The organism is Geminocystis sp. NIES-3709 (assembly GCF_001548115.1).
Classification (GTDB): domain Bacteria; phylum Cyanobacteriota; class Cyanobacteriia; order Cyanobacteriales; family Cyanobacteriaceae; genus Geminocystis.
In genome coordinates this window covers 961,913-978,026 of record NZ_AP014821.1, presented here as the reverse complement: position 1 = coordinate 978,026, position 16,114 = coordinate 961,913, and the positions used below count along the sequence as shown (strand labels likewise).

At 33.4% G+C, this 16,114-nt stretch carries 15 protein-coding genes and 1 other RNA gene; 8 read left to right on the top strand and 8 right to left on the bottom strand.

The features are described from left to right. Window positions 1-10: 10 nt before the first annotated feature. The 3 genes from GM3709_RS04195 to GM3709_RS04185 all read left to right on the top strand — a co-directional run bounded on the left by GM3709_RS04195 (window position 11) and on the right by GM3709_RS04185 (window position 3,431). On the top strand, window positions 11-1,330 hold the full coding sequence (locus tag GM3709_RS04195; protein WP_082713046.1) for a mechanosensitive ion channel family protein: 1,320 nt from the start codon (window positions 11-13) through the stop codon (window positions 1,328-1,330). Window positions 1,331-1,476: 146 nt separating this feature from the next. Continuing rightward, window positions 1,477-1,650 carry a hypothetical protein gene (locus GM3709_RS21855; RefSeq protein WP_396229702.1) on the top strand — a complete coding sequence of 58 codons (174 nt, stop codon included), beginning with the start codon at window positions 1,477-1,479 and terminating at the stop codon, window positions 1,648-1,650. A 140-nt stretch (window positions 1,651-1,790) separates the two neighbouring features. Then, window positions 1,791-3,431: an alpha/beta hydrolase gene (locus GM3709_RS04185; RefSeq protein ID WP_066116580.1), complete on the top strand. Its 1,641-nt coding sequence runs from the start codon at window positions 1,791-1,793 to the stop codon at window positions 3,429-3,431. Between the two features lie 188 nt (window positions 3,432-3,619). Here the strand turns inward: GM3709_RS04185 and murB are convergent, their stop codons facing one another. Together murB and murC are read right to left on the bottom strand one after the other, a co-directional pair. After that, entirely contained in the window at window positions 3,620-4,546 is a 927-nt protein-coding gene (gene murB, locus GM3709_RS04180) for a UDP-N-acetylmuramate dehydrogenase (RefSeq protein ID WP_066116578.1), read from the bottom strand. Window positions 4,547-4,616: 70 nt separating this feature from the next. Continuing rightward, window positions 4,617-6,068, bottom strand: a complete 1,452-nt coding sequence (gene murC / locus GM3709_RS04175; RefSeq protein ID WP_066116576.1) for a UDP-N-acetylmuramate--L-alanine ligase — start codon at window positions 6,066-6,068, stop codon at window positions 4,617-4,619. A 333-nt stretch (window positions 6,069-6,401) separates the two neighbouring features. Between murC and GM3709_RS04170 the strand changes: the two genes are divergently transcribed. Next, complete coding sequence (locus GM3709_RS04170; RefSeq protein ID WP_066116574.1) at window positions 6,402-7,013, top strand: hypothetical protein; 612 nt, start codon at window positions 6,402-6,404, stop codon at window positions 7,011-7,013. 70 nt (window positions 7,014-7,083) lie between these two features. Here the strand turns inward: GM3709_RS04170 and ureE are convergent, their stop codons facing one another. After that, window positions 7,084-7,530, bottom strand: a complete 447-nt coding sequence (gene ureE / locus GM3709_RS04165; protein WP_066116572.1) for an urease accessory protein UreE — start codon at window positions 7,528-7,530, stop codon at window positions 7,084-7,086. Window positions 7,531-7,532: 2 nt separating this feature from the next. After that, on the bottom strand, window positions 7,533-7,835 hold the full coding sequence (ureA, locus tag GM3709_RS04160) for an urease subunit gamma (RefSeq protein WP_066116570.1): 303 nt from the start codon (window positions 7,833-7,835) through the stop codon (window positions 7,533-7,535). Between the two features lie 121 nt (window positions 7,836-7,956). On the opposite strand from ureA, the gene GM3709_RS04155 reads away from it, so the two are divergent. Beyond that, window positions 7,957-8,232, top strand: coding sequence for an urease subunit beta (locus GM3709_RS04155; RefSeq protein WP_066121716.1), 276 nt, complete (start codon window positions 7,957-7,959; stop codon window positions 8,230-8,232). Window positions 8,233-8,279: 47 nt separating this feature from the next. Here GM3709_RS04155 and ssrA read toward each other — a convergent pair. Beyond that, window positions 8,280-8,669, bottom strand: a transfer-messenger RNA (tmRNA) gene (gene ssrA / locus GM3709_RS04150). 271 nt (window positions 8,670-8,940) lie between these two features. Between ssrA and GM3709_RS04145 the strand changes: the two genes are divergently transcribed. Next, window positions 8,941-10,551, top strand: a complete 1,611-nt coding sequence (locus GM3709_RS04145) for an iron uptake porin (protein WP_066116568.1) — start codon at window positions 8,941-8,943, stop codon at window positions 10,549-10,551. 274 nt (window positions 10,552-10,825) lie between these two features. On the opposite strand, the gene GM3709_RS04140 is transcribed toward GM3709_RS04145, so the two are convergent. Beyond that, window positions 10,826-11,338 (bottom strand): YqeG family HAD IIIA-type phosphatase, encoded by a 513-nt coding sequence (locus tag GM3709_RS04140; protein ID WP_066116566.1) that lies wholly within the window; start codon window positions 11,336-11,338, stop codon window positions 10,826-10,828. 170 nt (window positions 11,339-11,508) lie between these two features. On the opposite strand from GM3709_RS04140, the gene lepB reads away from it, so the two are divergent. Continuing rightward, complete coding sequence (gene lepB / locus GM3709_RS04135; RefSeq protein ID WP_066116564.1) at window positions 11,509-12,114, top strand: signal peptidase I; 606 nt, start codon at window positions 11,509-11,511, stop codon at window positions 12,112-12,114. 157 nt (window positions 12,115-12,271) lie between these two features. Here the strand turns inward: lepB and GM3709_RS04130 are convergent, their stop codons facing one another. Both GM3709_RS04130 and GM3709_RS04125 read right to left on the bottom strand, forming a co-directional pair. Further along, complete coding sequence (locus GM3709_RS04130) at window positions 12,272-12,754, bottom strand: chemotaxis protein CheW (protein ID WP_066116562.1); 483 nt, start codon at window positions 12,752-12,754, stop codon at window positions 12,272-12,274. Window positions 12,755-12,852: 98 nt separating this feature from the next. Further along, complete coding sequence (locus tag GM3709_RS04125; protein WP_066116560.1) at window positions 12,853-15,105, bottom strand: glycoside hydrolase; 2,253 nt, start codon at window positions 15,103-15,105, stop codon at window positions 12,853-12,855. A 248-nt stretch (window positions 15,106-15,353) separates the two neighbouring features. Here GM3709_RS04125 and GM3709_RS04120 point away from each other — a divergent pair, with 248 nt between their 5' ends. After that, window positions 15,354-16,112, top strand: a complete 759-nt coding sequence (locus GM3709_RS04120) for a hypothetical protein (protein ID WP_066116558.1) — start codon at window positions 15,354-15,356, stop codon at window positions 16,110-16,112. Window positions 16,113-16,114: the final 2 nt, after the last annotated feature.

Below are 16,114 nucleotides of genomic sequence, written 5' to 3'. Positions count from 1 at the left end.
GTCTATTTTTATGAAAAATAAAGTTATAACTTTTTCTGATATTCTTGTAAAACAATCAATATTTTTAGCTCGATCTGACATTCAAATTCAGTCATTAATTATCTTTATTTCTTTAATAACGGGTTGGTTATTATCTAAAGTTATTTGGAATTGGTTACATCAAAAAATTCCTCAATTTACTACTTTTATTTGGCGAGATGAAAAACTAGAACCTAATGAGTATATTGCTTTATTTTTACAAAGTATCGACTTTCCTTTAATTACTTTAATTTTACTTAATTTAATAGAGGCTTTTTTAAATAGTCTAAATTCGACAAAGGGATTAATTAATTTAGGCAAAGAAATAGTAGTAGTTTATTTAATTCTAAGATGTTTATTGGCATTTTTATATGGTACTTTTCCTTTAAATATTATTCGAGAATACCAATGGAAAATATTTTATCCTTTATTCACCTTATTTGTGTTGAGAAAAATACTAGAGCTTTCGGGAAATTTTCAAGAATTTTCTCAGGTAGTTTTAATCAAATTATTTAATAATTATGTTACTATTCAATCTATATTTGTTTTATTTATAGGACTATATTTTTGGCTGGTAATTGTTACCCTATTAGAAAAATTGTTAATAATATTTATTAAACCTAAAACGGCTTCAGATAAAGGAGAAATTCAAGCAAGTATATTATTATTACGTTATTTTTTAATCACTTTAGGAATTGTGTTAATTTTAGGTTATGTGGGAGTGGATGGTAGAGCAGTAACCGCTATTAGTGGTGGTTTATCGGTGGGTATTGGCTTCGCTTTAAAAGAAATTATTAGTAATTTTTTTAGTGGCATTATTCTATTATTTGAAAAAATATTAACACCTGGAGATATTATCAGTATCGAAGGACAAACTTGTGAAGTAAAAGAATTAGGAATCAGGGCAACCACCGTAAGAATGACAACAGATAACTCGGAAAAAATTATCCCTAATCAACGCTTTTTTACAGAAGATGTTACCACGTATACTGGCACAAATAACCTCGTTTATTGTTCTCTTTTAGTCGGAGTCGGTTATGATTCTAACCCTGAACTTATTATTAATTTATTATTAGAAATTGCCTATAATAATAAAAGAGTATTAAAAAATCCTTCTCCCATCGCATTTTTTCTTAATTTCGGTGATTCTAGCTTAAATTTTGAACTTAAATTTTGGTTAGATGATGTTAATATCAGGAAAGGAGTTATTAGCGAATTAAACTGTACTCTTTTTAAAGAGTTTACTGATAATAATATAGAAATTCCCTATCCTCAAAGGGATATTCATATTAAGAATATTAAGAAAAGTTAAATTTTTATTATAGTTTAAATAACTTTTATTATAATAAAAAAAATAATGTATAAAAGGAGAATATAATGTTAATAAATTATATTAATAAACCTATGAAAATAGCTGTTTATGAAATGGTAGAAGATGATCATCGTTATTAGGGTAAAATTCCTAATCTTCAGGCAGTGTGTGCTAATAATGAAACCTTTAAAGGTTGTAGAAGTGAATTGAAAAAAACATTAAGTGATTGGATTGCTTTGGGTTTAAAATTGGGCTTAAAAATACTCATTATTGATGGAATAAATCTCAATGAAATTAATCAATCAGTTATTTCTGTGTAAAATAATGATAAATTATGCCAAAATATAAAAAAATTCTAAATCTTATTAATCAGAAGATAATAAAAAATAGAGTTTTAATTAAACTATAAATAGTTGATTTTCAATTTAACAACAAATTTATTAAATAATTATCTTAACAAATGTTCATCAAAAAACGATCAAAACTAGCTTTCTTTTTATTAGGAATAACAAGCATTTTTTTTAGTTCACTTCCTGTTAAATCGGCGGAAAAACTTTTTTTAAGTTATGGACCTCTAAAATTTTCTGTAGAGGTAAAATCTTTAGAAATCTTCGCTAAAGATGGCACAGTTAATGATGATTTAGGGCAATATTTAGGCTTAATTCCTCCTGATAAAAGAGATGAATTTCGAGAGGGTTTAACAAAAAAAGTTCCTCTTAATCCTGTGTTAGTTTCTCGCTTTTTTAAGAGTGATATGGGAGAAGATATTTTGATACGTTTAGGCAAAGGAATTACCCTTGAAGGGGGAGAAAATGGGGGTATTGCCTTACGAGGTGCGATCGTACAATCAGCTTTCGATCCCGATGGTTTAACATTACTAAATATTCTCAAAAAATATCCCACAAATCTTCAAATACAAGGAGAATTAGTTAAGGGGGCAGTGGAAGAAGGAGACAAAATCATCTCCGCTACGGAAAATTTAGTCAAAGAAATGCGTACTTGGACAGCAGAAGAAGCCTCAAATAATGCTCCTGTGGATTATGCTAAATTATCAGATATTCGCAAAACAGGAAAATATCAAGTCAAAAAAGAAGTTTGGCAGTTAACTGATGCTAGTCGAAACCGCAAATTTTATGTCGATGTTTATATTCCTCAAGGGGTATCGGGAGATAAAACTTCGGTGATTGTCTTTTCTCATGGCTTATCCTCTCGCCCTGAAGATTTTGATACACCTCTTAATCATCTTGCTTCCTATGGTTATGTCATTGCGGCACCTCAACATATTGGTAGTGACACTATTTACTTAAAAGAGATGTTTGAAGGCTATCATAAAAATATATTCGATCAAGATGAATTTATCAATCGTCCTAAAGATATTAGTTTTGTCATTGATGAATTAGAAAGACGCAACCCTACCGAGTTTCAAGGCAAACTAGATCTTAAAAACGTCGGAATGGCAGGACATTCTTTTGGTGGTTATACAGCTTTAGCGATCGCAGGTGCTACTATTGACTTTGATTATTTACAAAAAACCTGTGAACGTCTTTACGGCGGTTTAGATGTAGGTATTTTATTACAATGTAGAGCTTTAGAATTACCTAGAGAAAATTATAGTTTTCGAGATCCTCGTGTTACTGCAATAATTGCGGCAAATCCAGTTAATCGCTATATTTTTGGACAAACAGGTATCAGTAAAATTCAGATTCCCGTACTCTTGGCTTCAGGAAGTAATGATCCTGCCGCACCACCGGTGTTTGAACAAGGAATGCCTTTTACTTGGTTAAATACACCTGATAAATACTGGATGTTAGTAGAAGGACAAGCCCATGTCAATTTTAACAAACTGGATGGAGGAATTAAACAAGCCCTTGATTCTACTGTTAATTTAGCGTTACCCAGTCAGGATTTGATTAGTAGTTATGTCAAAGGAGTATCTGTAGCTTTTTTTGAAGTTCATCTCAAAAATAATCCCAATTTTCGTAACTATTTACAATCTTCCTATGGACAATATCTTAGTGAAAATCAAGAATATAAACTAGATTTTATTACCAATGCTTCTTCGGATAAGGTAAAAACAGCGATCGGACAATTAGAAAAATAAGGGCAGGTTTCAGGTATCGGGTAGTAGGTTTTAGGTTTAATTTTCAGAACATCATATTATTTAATCCAAGAATTAAAAATAAAAAAATCCATTAAGATATATTTTTCGTGAATTCTTCAATCTAACACCTAATGCCCAATACTTAATACCTACTTCCTCATCACTCATACTTTTTCAGCATCGCTTCATTAAAATTGTCCTAATAATTTCACTTCAGGATGTAATAGAATTGACCATTTTTTTTCTACTTGTTCCTGTACATGGTGAATTAATGTGAAAATATCATTAGCGGTAGCATTTCCTGAGTTAATGATAAAGTTAGCATGGCGATGAGCAACTTGTGCACCTCCAATTTGATAGCCTTTTAAACCAATTTGTTCAATTAACCATCCTGCGGCTTTTGGTTGAGGATTCCTAAATACACTACCGCAACTAGGCTTATCATAAGGTTGAGTACTTTTGCGCATCCTAAAGTTATTTGTTGTAATTTCTAGCATCTTTTCCCTTTCCATACCCGGAGTTAAAGCTAAAGTTGCTTTTAATACTAAGGCTTGTTCTTTTTGTAATCGTGACGATCGATAGTTATATTGTAAATCTTTTCTCGATAAAGTTTCAATACTACCATCCCCATAGGCAACGACGGCATTAATTAAAATATCTGCCATAGAATTTTGATGGGCTCCGGCATTCATAACTACAGCCCCACCAATAGTACCAGGAATACCAACAGCCCAATCCAATCCTTGCCAACCTTTTTTCGCAGCTTTCCATGCCAAGGTGGGTAATGGATAACCGGCACCGACTGTCACCGTATGATTATTCTCGTCAATATGACACTCTTTGAGATGACGAGTATTTAATACTAAGCCTTTAATACCATGATCACTAACCAGTAAATTTGAACCAGCACCTAAACAAGTAAAAGGAATTTGTTGTTTTTCTATCCATTCAAAAACAGCTTGAATATCATCCCAAGATTGTGGTTCAACATACCATTTTGCTGTACCACCAACTCGATAAGAAGTGTAGTTAGACAGTGACACGGAATGATGAATAAAACATTTAGTACCGGGTAAAGATATTGGTGTTTTTACTGAATCTGATTTAATTGTCATAAAAATACTGAACAGTTAACAGGTGAATAGTAAATAATTGTTAATTATTAATCGTTCATTGTTAATTGATTTAGGCTGCTTGAGCGAGGTTTTTATGATTTAGTTTGACGAGTTGAGGTATGATTTGGTTCAAATTTCCTGCACCCAAAAATAAAGTTAAGTCTTGGGGTTGTAAAAAATCCGTTAAAAATTCTGTCATAGTTGATAATTCAGGATGATAATAAACTCGATCGTGGTATTCTTTGATTTTTTTAACTAAACTTTCTCCCGTAATACCGTTAGTGTTAGTTTCCCCTGCACTATAAATATCTGTAATAATTACCACATCTGCTTGATCAAAACATTGTGCAAATTCCTCTAAAAATGTAGATGTACGACTATAACGATGGGGTTGAAATATGGCAACTAATCTTTTTGCTTTATATTGAGGTAATCTCGATCGACCTGCTTGTAAAGTACAACGAATTTCACTAGGGTGATGAGCATAGTCATCAATTAATGTAGCTCCTTCATAAGTACCTTTATATTCAAATCTTCTTTTTGCTCCTTCAAAAGTGCTTAGGGCTTCCGTAATAATATTGAAATCTAAACCTAATTTACGTCCTAGGGCGATCGAAGCTAAAGCATTACTAATATTATGATCTCCTGATAATAGCAGGGAAATATTACCTAAAAAATGACCATTTTCCCAAATTTCTGCCTCACTACCCAAAGGAGTATGAATCACATTTTGAGCGATATAATTAGCTCCCGAATGAGGATTTAAACTATAAGTAATATCTGCTTTTATATGTTCTTTTACCACAGGACAATCAATAGAAGCTATGATCGTATCTGATTGACTGGAAAACTCCTGAAAAATATTGATTAATTGATCTAAAGATTGATAATGATCAGGATGATCTAACTCTATATTAGTAATAATACCAAACTGAGGATGATGTTTGACTAAAGAACCATCAGATTCGTCAGCTTCCGCTACTAAATAAGGACTTTTACCTAAACGAGCATTCCCTTCCCATGCCTTAACTTCTCCACCAATAATAACTGTGGGATCTAATCCACATTCTAACAGCATATAAGCAATTAAACTGCTGGTAGTAGTTTTTCCGTGAGTTCCTGCTACAGCAATACTCTGATAATCTTTTATTAAAGCGGCTAATAAATCGGAACGATGATAGAGAGGATACCCTTTTTCGATCGCACCCTGATATTCAGAGTTATGATTATTAATTGCCGTAGAACAAATAATCTGAGGATCATAGTTACTATTTGAGGTGTGATCAAAAAGATTTGAGTTTGAATAATTTTTTTTTGCTAATTCTTCCAGATTTTCAGCGGTTTGAGACGTAAAAATTTTTGCTCCGATTCCTTCCAATCGCTGAGTTATATGACTAGCACGAATATCTGAACCAGAGACAGGAAGGTTTCTTTTAGCTAAAATATAAGCCAAAGCAGACATTCCAATACCCCCTATGCCGATAAAATGAAACGGCTTTCCGTTCAAATCTATTTTTTTCATTTTTATTTTCTCCTTGCACACCAAAATAAGTAGTAACTATAAATTTGCTTTAATGATATACTGATTTTTGTAAATCATACCAGCATTTTTGTTTTTATTATCCATCAAATAATACTTAATTTCACAAAAGATTTCAGATAATTTTTTGATGATTGACTTTGTTTGTTTATATCTGATTTGGTTATAAGTAATCCTTTTTTCCCAGTTAAAACAATAGCCTAATATAACATGAATAGTCAATATATCTAAATTTCCCCTAGTATTTAGAAATGATAGATCTAAATTCTAAAGTCGAAAAGATAATTGATCATTCTTTTTTCTATTTTAAACTTCATGATTGATACAAATGTTTTAGAAACAGATTTAATAAAATGTGATCAACAATTAAAAGTTTATCCTTTCGATCCTCGAATGTATATTTATCGAGGAATGATCTATTTTAAATTAGTCCGATTAAAAGAATCTCTTTTAGATTTTAATAAGGCAGAAGAGTTAAACCCCCAACTTACCCCTTATCTATGGCAGAGAGGTATTACTTATTATTATTTAAAAAAATATGCTAAGGGTGCAAGACAGTTTGAAGTAGATTTAAGTGTCAATTCTTTGGATGTAGAGGAAACCCTTTGGCATTATCTTTGTATTGCTCAATTAGAGAATGTTATCTCTGCAAGAGATTGTTTATTACCGATAAAGTATGATCCTCGATCGTTCATGACTCCAATATATCGATTTTTTTCTGGTAGATCAACAGTACAAACTATCCTCAATAATGCAAATATCAATAATCTAAGAGAAATGTTTTATCTAAATCTCTACATCGGTTTATATTATGAAGCGGAAAGAGATCAAGAAAAGTCTTGGTTTTACATTAACAAAGCAATCTCCTATAAAATTGATGATTATATGTGGTATCTTGCTTGTGTTCATCAATATTTAAGACAATAAAAAAGGCTTCAGATTAAATTAAAACTGCGGACTTTATGATAATTGTATTTTTAAAACCATTAATACTAAACTAATGTTTATAAGCACCAAATTCTGGGAAAAAAGGTGCTGATTCCTCGTAAATATTTAAGCCTAATTTCATTAACATACTTTCAAGAACATGATCTGGCGAAAACCTTAAATAATGTTCTCCAATTTCTAAACTAACATGACGATTTCCCAAGTGATAAGCCGCTTTTAATAGATTTAATTTTGAATCACTTTTTACCGTAATCACAGGTTCTAATTTTGCTTTTATTTTAACGAAAAAACTACCTTCATCGTTACTCAATATATCTTCTGTGTTTAAAAACTCTCCTCTTGATAAATTAAGTTTCAGCAAAGTAATATTATCAGAATTTTGTTCTTTTATTTCGATCGTTTGTCTAATTTTTGTCCTTTCTTCTGCCGTTAAAAAAATAGTTAAATTGGGTTGATGATTAGATTCTAAATGGATTTTTTGAGTAAGAATAATCATAATTAACTTATAGGATGATGAACTGTAACTAATTTTGTTCCATCAGGAAATGTTGCCTCTACCTGTACATCTTCAATCATTTCTGCTACCCCTATCATCACATCATTTTTTGTTAATAGAGTTGTACCATAACTCATCAATTCCGCCACTGTGCGTCCTTCTCTTGCACCCTCTAAAATCGCAGCAGAGATATATGCGATCGCTTCAGGATAATTCAGTTTTAGTCCTTTTGCCTTACGTCTTTCTGCTAATAAACCAGCAGTAAAAATCAATAGTTTATCTTTTTCTTGAGGAGATAATTGCATGAGATTAATATTTTCTATTTTTTGCCCAATAGACAGACTAAATCAGAAATTTATTATTTTCGTGATGTCTAAAAGTTATTTTATTATAAAATCAGAATTATTAACTTTCTTTTTATTTATTATGATACCAGGAGAAATTTTTACTCCACAAGGAGCAATTGAGTTAAATCAAGGTAGAGAAACTTTCAAAGTTACAGTAGCGAATACAGGTGATCGACCTATTCAAATTGGTTCACATTTTCCCTTTGATAAAGTTAATTCTGCCTTACATTTTGAGAGAGAAAAAACTATTGGTATGAGATTAAACATTGTCGCCGGTACAGCCATTCGTTTTGAACCAGGAGACGAAAAAGAAGTCGAATTGGTTAAAGTACAAGCAACCAACAAAGAGAATTAGAGAGAAGTTAAAAATCCCTAATTATCTGTTATTGATCATCAATCATAAAATGGAGCTGAGCAGAGTCGAACTGCTGTCCAAACCGGTTATTTACCTATCGTTCGTTCACAGGTTTAGTCCTTCTGATCCTCAGACGGGAATTGTCACTTATCCCTGACAATAGGATTTTCTAGTATTTTCTTAACTCTGGGTTAGACTAGAAGCCTTCTCAGAGAGCATCCGTTGAGGGTTGCCTATAATGCTTAACGGAGTCACAATATAAGCGCTCGAACCAATTTATTAGGTCTTAGGCAGCAACAGGTGCAGCTTTACGAGCAAAAGGAACGATGTTGTTCGCAGTTACTATTTTTTCGAGTCCGGTATTTCCGAGAGAAGACTCACTCTCGACCTGCATCACGGGTCAGCTTTCACCAGCCTGTCGAAACCGTTACAGCCCCTTGTGCATTATTCCATGTTAACGTGTATCGTTCTTAAATGACAACTACTTTTCTGAATTTTCTTTATCTTCCATCAATTGTCCTTTTAAAAATGTTTCTATTTAATTGGTTATTAAAAAATCAGAAGGCATTAAGGCTTTTAGATACAGAAAATACATAAAACTAATTCAATAATTGTTTTTTGGAATACATTTTAACTGGTCAAAATGAGTTTTATATGTTAATAATTATTTATGACCAATATTTAAGGTGTGAGAAACTTAAAAAAAATATGTTTAAGTCTTTTAAAAAATACTCGATCGCAACTCCCACAGTCATCGCATTAGCAATGGCAACAAATGGCGTAGTGGTTAACAGTGCTAACGCAAATGAGATTAACCCTGATAACACTCTACAACAAGTTTCTGAATATAACCAAACCCAACCTATGGGACAAGTTACTTCCGTTTCTCAATTAAGAGATGTTTCCCCTACCGATTGGGCTTTTGAAGCATTAAGAAGTTTAGTTGAACGTTACGGTTGTATAGTTGGTTATCCTGATCGTACTTTCAGAGGTAATCGTGCCTTAAGTCGTTACGAATTTGCCGCCGGTTTAAATGCTTGTATGCAGCAAATGGAACGCTTAATTGCCGCTAGTGAGGCAGTAATGAAAGAAGACATCGAAAAGCTAAAACGCTTGATGGCTGAATTTGAAACAGAATTAGCGGCATTGGGTGCAAGAGTAGATAACCTAGAAGGTAGAGTTGCCTTCTTAGAAGATCATCAGTTCTCTACTACCACTAAATTAAAAGGGGAAGCTATCTTTGCTCTAACAGGTTTTGGCCCTAATAGTCAAGGTGATGATCAAGTAACCCTAAGCGATCGTGTTCGTTTAACTTTAGATAGTTCTTTCAGTGGCAAAGACAGATTAAGAGTCCGTTTGGCGGCAGGAAATGTTCCCCGTATCAGAACCCAGACAGGAAATAATCCTTCTAGTACTCAAGCTAGACTTAATTTTGAACAATTTACTGGGGATACTGGTAATGATGTTGTCATCGACAGAGTTTACTACACCGCACCCCTTGGAGATAAGTTTAAATTCTGGGTTGGTACTGTGATGCCCTCAGAAGATATTTATCAAACCTTCTCTCCTTATACTGAGAGTTCTGGCACTGGTTCTTTGTCTCGTGCTTTACGCTTCAACCCTGTTATGTATCGTAACACTGGAGACGCAGGTATCGGTGCTAAATATAAATTCAATGATACTTTTGATATAACCGCATCCTATTTAGCAGGTAGTAATAGTAGTGCGGCTGATCCTACAGATGGAAACGGTTTATTTAATGGGGTTTATAGTGCAGGAGTTCAATTTGGGATTAACCCCAATAAAAATCTTGGCTTTGGTATAGGTTATATGTTTGCTTATGACAATGCTAACAACATCGGTGGTGGTTTAACTCCCCTTGGTGCATTAGGTAATGATCTTAGAAATGTAAGAGTAGAAAGTCATAATGTAGGTATTCAAGGTAACTGGCGCATTGCAGAACAATTCAATGTTTCTGGTTGGGGTGGTTACAGTGACTTAAACGATCCTAGCAACGGTGGAGCTAGTGCCGATTTATGGACTTTTGCCCTTAATTTCTCTGTTCTTGACTTAATGAAAGAAGGTGCTGTGTTAAACATCGGTGGTGGAATGTTACCTTATGTTGATGCAGTAGAAACCAGAGGAGGTAATGTTACCCTTGGTGGCAATACATCATGGATTGTGGAAGGTAACTATAAATATCCTGTCACCGACAATATCTCTATTACTCCCGGTATTTACGCTGTGTTTAATCCTAACCAAGATGATTCCAATGACACTGCTGTGGTTGGCGTACTTCGTACCGTTTTTCAATTCTAGTGTGAGCTAGTTTATAAACATTTACCAAAGGGGACTTAACTCCCTTTTTTTGTGTCACAAATTTATATTTGTCATTGATAAGAGGCACCCCATAAAAATGAGATACCTCTTGTTTTTTATATGTACTTATTTATGCTTAAGGTCTTTATATAAGCTGACCTCAATTTATCTAGGAATTATAATCACACATTTTTTACGTTATATAGAGTTTCTTAATATTTTCTTTAGATTTGTTTAATAACTATGAATAAATGTTACTAAATATACTGAAATCTTAAGTTTTGTAAACAGAAACTCCCAGCTTTTGGGATAACCATACCTCAAAATTTCTCAAAGAAATAAGTTTAGATTGGGATGACACCATCGGTTCTACTAAAATGGTAAACATTCCTAAACGATTACCGGCTAAAACATCAGTAAATAATCGATCGCCAACCATAGCCGTTTGTTCAAGGGGGTGATTCATGGCATCCACAGCTTGTCGAAGTTTACGACGAGAAGGTTTCCCAGCTCCAAAAATAAACGGTAAATTTAGACTAGATGCGATGGAACTGATACGATTTTCACTAAGGTTATTGCTAACTAACCATAAATCTACTATTTTGCGCATATCTTCAACCCAGTTAATCAATTCAGGAGATAACTGCTTTTCATTCCAAGCCACGAGAGTTTCATCCACATCCAAAACTAATCCTTTCAAATTATATTTTTGAATTAAACTAGGAGTAAGATGAATAACCACATCTCCTAAAACTAAATCAGGTTGTAATATTTTTGTCCTAGACATGATAATGAATGGTTGATGGTAAATAGTTGATAATTAACAGTTGGCTATTATTTTTCAACATAGTTTATTGTTCATTGTTTTTCGTTTATTGTCAATTAAGGGAATAACCTGTTAGGGTTTAAATGTTTAAGTTAAACTAAATAAGCAGAAACTAAGATCTAAAAATAGCTATGAGTGAAAAACGACCAGAACATGAACAGCTTAATATCGTTAAAGGGGAAGAAAACCCTTGGTTAGAAGTATTAAAAACGATCGGTATGGCGGCAGTTTTATCTTTTGGTATTCGTACTTTTGTAGCGGAAGCTAGATATATTCCCTCATCTTCCATGGAACCTACTTTACAAATAAACGATCGTCTAATCATTGAGAAAATGAGTTATCGTTTTCATCAACCAAACCGAGGAGATGTAGTTGTTTTTAACGCCACAGAAGCATTGCAAAGGGAAAATTTTAACGATGCTTTCATTAAAAGAATTATCGGTTTACCCGGAGATGAAGTAATGGTACGCAATGGAAAAGTTATGGTTAATGGTGAGATATTAAGAGAGGCTTATATCAAAGAAGCACCACAATATGACTACGGACCAGTTATTGTTCCCGAAGGAGAATATTTAGTGTTGGGAGATAATCGTAATAATAGTTATGATTCTCATTACTGGGGTTTTGTGCCAAGAAACAAATTTGTGGGACGTGCTTCCCTTCGTTTTTGGCCTCCTGAAAGAATGGGCATTTTGGATGAAAAACCAGTTTATGCAGACACTATTAACAAAGATTAAGATTTCAATAAGTTATCAAAAATCCCACCATTAAAAAAAATGTGATATAATATAGACTGTCTTTCCTATCTTCTTGTCTTCCAAGATCTTCCCCTTCCGGGGAGGGTCTCCTATCAATCAATCTTCAACATTGAGAAATACCTGTTTTTTAGAAAAATTATACGGGACTTATCAATTCATCAGGATCTAGTATAAATACAGTTTTATTTTGATCTTCTTCGGGAATAACTAAGACATGAGAAGCTATTTTTAAGGTGTCAACCCGACGATAAGATGACGGTAATTCTCTAATAGTATCGAGAGAGATATCATAAAGTTCTGGGGTACTTTGAATTAGGATCCCAAAGGTTTCGTTGACACTATTAATGGCTAGAAGTAAATATTTTTTATCTTCGATCGTTAAATTTTGGGAAGTGTTAAATAGTTTTTTATGTAAATCAATAACGGTGATTTCTTGATCTCCTAAGTTCACTAATCCATAGTGATTTAAACCACTGCTGAAGATCGTAGAGTAGTTAACAACTTTTTGCACTGTATCAATATGTAAGGCTACATTTAGATTCTCGATCGAAAATACTAACAGTTTAACTTTTTGAATATTTGCCTTTGAAGATTGGGAGGATAAATTAGGGGTGTTCATAAATTAGGGGTTTGGGAAAAGTAATAAATAAATAATATTGCTTTTTGTCTATCACTTTTGTTCATTGTCAATGGTTAATTGTTAATTGTCAATTTTGATTAAGGTGCCTGAAGGCGAATGAGAGTATTTTCTGGTAAATAATCTTTATATTGACCATTTTCCGCCAAGATAGCTAATAAACTGATTTCAGCATCAGGATCTATGTGTAAATCCTTCCAAGGAACAGAAATTTCAATACAAGAATCAAAAGCGACTTTACCACTACAATAACGAGAATGCCAGTTACCATCTGCCCCTGCTTCTTGTAACCAAGTGGTTTGAGTCACTAAATTAATGCAGAGATGATGATGATAGTAATAGTTGAGAGGGGGTTCATCTAGTATATTACCTAATGAAAGTTGTTTATTATGAGTTAATCTACCCGGATAAAACCAAACTAAGTGTAATTCTGAAGGTAAATCTTGCCCGGCTTTAACTCCCGGTTTTAAGTCAAAACGGAGATAAAAATTAAGGTGATCCCAACCATAAAATATTGTCGGAATAATACTTGCTTTGTGCATAGTTCCCCTTGCACCGCCAATTTTGATTTTTCCTGCCCGATCCCAATCTTCTTCCTCTCCTCGACCATCTATGACGGGGTGAATAAAACTAGCTGGTAAATAATCGTTTGCCAATTTCGTTTCCAGTTCTGCCACAGGACGATATAAATATTCTGGGGGAGTTTCATCTAAGGCTTGATACAAAACGATTAAATGTTCTCGGAATAGTTGGTCAAACATGGCATCATGATTGGAATGATGCGGATCGCCAAACCACCAAAACCAGTCAGAACCTTCGGCAGCATAAAGGGCTTCCCACGCTTCCGGATTATTTTCTTCTGTTACCTCAGTATGTTTAGCAAGGCTATCTCTAGCGGTTTTAAGATATTCCCATGCTCGATTCTTGGCGGGATCTCCAATCCAAGTATTAAAGCTACCATCAACCCATGAACCACTGTGTAAACTGCCACTGTTGAGGGTTTCTGTGGGAGGAAATTGATCGATAAATTCGGAAACAGTAACTAACTTGATTTGTGATTGTTGAGATAACCTACTATAAAGGGATTCTAAAAAGAGTTTGCCGTCTTTTTCGTAAAATTCCCAACAGTTTTCCCCATCAAGAGCGATCGTGACTAACCAAGGTAATTCTAAACTACTTTTATCTCCCCATTGTCTTTCTTTAAAACGTCTAGCGATCGCTTCTAAATGACCAATTAAGTCTCCTGCGGCTTGTTCTGGGTTCATTGCACCATAGGTAAAGCCAATTAAGTCTGATAGACGGTGATCTCGAAAAATAATGCTTAAATCCCCCTCAGAAGTTTCTAATCGATAAGGACGATATAAGTATTCTGGTTCATATAAGTTACCCATTTCATCCCGATGGAAAAAATGATTGATACTCCATCCCAATACTGCTTCATCGGAACATAACCACTTAAATCCTCCCTTGGCTATATGGGGCAAAATTGAAGGACTAACGGACTGTTCACTAGGCCATAACCCTCTAGGCGATCGACCAAAACGATCTATATATATATCCCATGCTTTATTAAGGTGACGAGGTATGTCATCTTCCCACTGAAATCGATCGTTTGGTAAAGTCATATTAGGAATAGCCACTCGTCCTGCGTTGGTGTCTGCTAATAAAGGTAAAATCGGGTGAGTATAAGGGGTGGTAGTAACTTCTAGTTGCCCTGTTTCCTGCATTTTTTTATGTTGCGGAATGATACGAGCAATAATTTCCTGTTGTTTTGCACAAATTTGTTGTCGATCAATCAAAGTGAAATTTTTACCTTTTTCCAACCATTCTGCAATATGAGGATCATCCCAAAAGAGAGGATCGAACCATGCTAAATTATGCCATGCTAACAAGTCACTATAATCTTTTTCCTGCCAATTATCAAAACACCATTGTTCCCCTTTTAAATGACGTTGTTGATAAAGTTCTTCGTAACGGGCATGGGGACGAATTAGATGATAATGGTTAGCATCGAAAAAATGCTCAATAATATATTGTTTTTCTTCTTTTCCTAATTCATTAACGGGAGTTAAAGTTAAAGCTAGATAAGGATCGATCGCAGTTCCATTGGCGTATTCTTCCAACTGTAAAATCAAAGAAGGAACAAGATTAACAGTTTGATGTAATAAGGGATATTTTTCAAGAATTAAAACTAAATCAAGATAATCTTTGATACCATGTAATCTAACCCAAGGCAAACGATATTGACCCCCAAAATCATGACTAGAGAGACGAGATTTATAGAGGGGCTGGTGTTGATGCCAAATAAAAGCAACGTAGAGAGGGTGAGCCATAATTTCAGGGGATAGATAAATAATCTTTATGAGTTTATCTTAATCAACATTTTTTTGATTATAGAGATCCCGTAAACTTTCTTAATCAATAGATAATGAAAATTAGACTACGATCGCCACTGAAAATAACTGCTATGATTAAAGTGTTATAGTTATGATCGAAATAAGACCTTTCATTAAAGTATCACAAAAATTTACTTATGACTATTACAATTAATCTTTCTTCAGAATTTTAGTAAGTAAATAATATGAATGATATTAAACTAAAAGATATTAATAATGGTTGTCATCATTATATTTTAAATAATATTGAAATTGTCCCGAACTATTTGAATGATATTTTTGCTAATTCAGATAAAAAACTTTTTCAAAATCTGATCGAAGAAACAAAGATTATTTTAGAAAAATGTCGTGATAACTCAATTACTTATCGACAAAAAGCCGAATTATTGAATACCTTAACTAAATCTTGGTTTGATTTGTGGGGACATTATAACCATATACAAGAAGCCATAGAATTAGGATATATAATTGATGATATAACAAATTATTTGGTGGGATACACGAAATTACTTTTAGGTATTTCTATTCTTAATGAAGATAAAACTGGAGAGGAAGAAATAGACTTGCAAAAGACAATTAAGGGGTGTCAATTAATTGCTGAGACTATTGATGTATTTGGTCATATACTTTCAAGATCGGAATTAGAACAATTCTCTGAAAATGCTGGGAAAACTTTGTCAGATACAACTTATGATTTGAAGGAATATTTTAAGGATTCAATAGAAAACCATGAATTAATTGTCCAATTAAGAGGTTATTGTAGCTTAATTATCTTGAGAGTCAATGAATATTTAAAACAGAGACAATTATCATTTCAAGAAACCATAAAACCTAATTCATCCTCTCCCTTATGGTGGGAAAATATTAGTGGTACATTTAAAGATGATCAAGTGTATGATGAGGCTATGAAATTAGGACAAGATTATCGTAAATCTAATGTATAATT

Excerpts from the sequence above, each read along its gene's own strand:
- GM3709_RS04195 (WP_082713046.1), top strand. The coding sequence starts at position 11 with ATGAAAAATAAAGTTATAACTTTTTCTGATATTCTTGTAAAACAATCA.
- GM3709_RS04185 (WP_066116580.1), top strand. The coding sequence starts at position 1,791 with ATGTTCATCAAAAAACGATCAAAACTAGCTTTCTTTTTATTAGGAATA.
- murB (WP_066116578.1), bottom strand. The coding sequence starts at position 4,546 with ATGACAATTAAATCAGATTCAGTAAAAACACCAATATCTTTACCCGGT.
- murC (WP_066116576.1), bottom strand. The coding sequence starts at position 6,068 with ATGAAAAAAATAGATTTGAACGGAAAGCCGTTTCATTTTATCGGCATA.
- GM3709_RS04170 (WP_066116574.1), top strand. The coding sequence starts at position 6,402 with ATGATTGATACAAATGTTTTAGAAACAGATTTAATAAAATGTGATCAA.
- ureE (WP_066116572.1), bottom strand. The coding sequence starts at position 7,530 with ATGATTATTCTTACTCAAAAAATCCATTTAGAATCTAATCATCAACCC.
- ureA (WP_066116570.1), bottom strand. The coding sequence starts at position 7,835 with ATGCAATTATCTCCTCAAGAAAAAGATAAACTATTGATTTTTACTGCT.
- GM3709_RS04155 (WP_066121716.1), top strand. The coding sequence starts at position 7,957 with ATGATACCAGGAGAAATTTTTACTCCACAAGGAGCAATTGAGTTAAAT.
- GM3709_RS04145 (WP_066116568.1), top strand. The coding sequence starts at position 8,941 with ATGTTTAAGTCTTTTAAAAAATACTCGATCGCAACTCCCACAGTCATC.
- GM3709_RS04140 (WP_066116566.1), bottom strand. The coding sequence starts at position 11,338 with ATGTCTAGGACAAAAATATTACAACCTGATTTAGTTTTAGGAGATGTG.
- lepB (WP_066116564.1), top strand. The coding sequence starts at position 11,509 with ATGAGTGAAAAACGACCAGAACATGAACAGCTTAATATCGTTAAAGGG.
- GM3709_RS04130 (WP_066116562.1), bottom strand. The coding sequence starts at position 12,754 with ATGAACACCCCTAATTTATCCTCCCAATCTTCAAAGGCAAATATTCAA.
- GM3709_RS04125 (WP_066116560.1), bottom strand. The coding sequence starts at position 15,105 with ATGGCTCACCCTCTCTACGTTGCTTTTATTTGGCATCAACACCAGCCC.
- GM3709_RS04120 (WP_066116558.1), top strand. The coding sequence starts at position 15,354 with ATGAATGATATTAAACTAAAAGATATTAATAATGGTTGTCATCATTAT.